General features: G+C 68.5%; 2 protein-coding genes and 1 pseudogene. 1 reads left to right on the forward strand and 2 read right to left on the reverse strand.

The window, feature by feature from the left end:
- Window positions 1-133: 133 nt before the first annotated feature.
- Both ND748_RS35215 and ND748_RS31235 read right to left on the reverse strand, forming a co-directional pair.
- Window positions 134-208, reverse strand: a pseudogene (locus ND748_RS35215) (DUF6640 family protein); the annotation flags it as partial.
- Between the two features lie 92 nt (window positions 209-300).
- Window positions 301-1,122: an SDR family oxidoreductase gene (locus ND748_RS31235; RefSeq protein WP_251749896.1), complete on the reverse strand. Its 822-nt coding sequence runs from the start codon at window positions 1,120-1,122 to the stop codon at window positions 301-303.
- A 366-nt stretch (window positions 1,123-1,488) separates the two neighbouring features.
- Here ND748_RS31235 and ND748_RS31240 point away from each other — a divergent pair.
- Window positions 1,489-1,800, forward strand: a 312-nt coding sequence (locus ND748_RS31240) for a hypothetical protein (protein ID WP_251749897.1), incomplete at its 3' end; no start/stop codon positions are given.

The raw sequence follows: 1,800 nt of genomic DNA on the forward strand, positions 1-1,800 counted from the left end.
GGCCATGATCCACACGATGGTCCGCCGGCTCGCCCGCCGAACCCCGGTCTCCCGCTGGACGCCACGGACAACCAGCGGGACCTAACGGCGATCAAGATTCAGAACAGGCACTAAGGCCCTCCGGGCCGGATAGCTACTGTACCTTGGTGTGCGGCGGCCAGTGCGGATTGTGAATGTGGGTTTCGTTCCAGTCGAACACGTTAGGGTCCCGCGCCGCCCAATAGCGCGGTGACCGTCAGCAGAACCATACCCGTGGTGATCTTCGGCATCGGCTTCTCCCTCCGTCTCCCTCAGCGAGTGTCAGGAGTCGGCGTCGTGGTCCGCCGCCCAGATGTCGAACCCGGTCGCCGGGCGGCCTGTGACCTGAGTGACGGTGTCGGTGGCGGGCGAGTTGCCCGCATCGGCGTCGTCGAGGAACTGCAGCACCGCCTCGGCCTCGTCTGCGGGCATGAACCGCGAGAACTGGGCCGAAGCCTCGCGTCGGGAAAGCTCGGTGACGGTGATGTCCTTGCCCGTGGCGGCCGCGATCGCAGCAACCTGATCGCGCTGGCTCAGGCGCGCCGGGCCGGTCAGCAGACCGCTCACCTGCGGCGAGGTGTTCCCCGCCAGCGCCGCGACGGCGACCGCAGCAACATCGCTCTCGTGGATCGGAGCAGTCAGGGCGTCGAGCTTGTACAGCGCCACGGTGTTGCCGGCCTTGATCGGCCAGGCCCAGTTGAGCGCGTTGGTCGCCAGCACGAGCGGCCGTACCGGCACCACCGTCAGATCGGATGCCGCCGCAAACGCGTTCTCGATCGCCCGGTGCTCCTCGGTGATGATGTTGCCCGCCGAGGTCGGGTGAATCACACTGCCCGAGGACATCAGCACAAGCTTTTCCACCCCGGCGGCCCGGGCGGCAGCGATCACGCCATCCGTACCGTCGTGGTGGGCGTAGAGGAAGACCTGGCGCACGCCGGCGAACGCGCTGTGAAGGCTGGCCGGGTCGCCCAGGTCCGCGGCGAATACCTCGATGTCCGTCGGGAACTGTCCTGGCTGCGGTTTGCGGGCTGAAGCGCGCACCGGCAGACCCTGCTCACGCAGCGCGCTCAGAACGAACGTACCGATACTGCCGCGGGCACCCATGACCAGGGTGGGTCGGCTGTCGAAGTGCGACATAGAAAAAGCCCCAATTCACGTAGAACCTACGCGCCATGGAGCCGAACCCGGCATCGAGGCGTTCCGACGCTTCACCTCGACACCTATCAGCGTACGACATCCCTACGGCGGGCACTGTAACGTGCGGAAACACGGGTCCGCGGCGACATCGACATCAACGACCTGTTCGCGCTGCTGGCGCGCGCGTTCGCCCTCCTGCGCCACCGCCGCAAGTGCTGATGCGATAGCAGTTGCTCGTGCACTGCTCGCCGGCCATCGTCACGGCTCCGAGAGTCGGGGCCGCCGCCGGCGGCGGCGCATCCGACCACTCTCAGCTTGCGCACAGGTTGCACGGTGAGTATCTGGCGTATGACGCAGCCCGAGGACACCTCCAGCGCGACGGTCCTGCCCAGCGCCGCGGTCAGCGCCGACGCCCCGGCGGTTCCGGCGACGCGCGACGGTCGCGACGGCGATCACGGTAATCACGGTGATCGCCGTGATGACGGCGATGACGGCGATGACGGCGATGACGGCGATGACGGCGATGACGGCGATGATCGCGCTGATGCCGGTGCGCCGGGGCCGCCCGTCGGCGCGGGCGATCCGCCGTCGGTGAGCCGGTGGGGGCGGGCGGTGCGGGGGCGGCCGGCCGATCCGGTGTGGGCC

Source organism: Frankia sp. AiPs1 (assembly GCF_023716945.1).
GTDB lineage: Bacteria > Actinomycetota > Actinomycetes > Frankiales > Frankiaceae > Frankia.

Bases quoted from the DNA above. Each gene is read 5' to 3' on its own strand.
- ND748_RS31235 (WP_251749896.1), bottom strand. From the start codon at position 1,122: ATGGGTGCCCGCGGCAGTATCGGTACGTTCGTTCTGAGCGCGCTGCGT.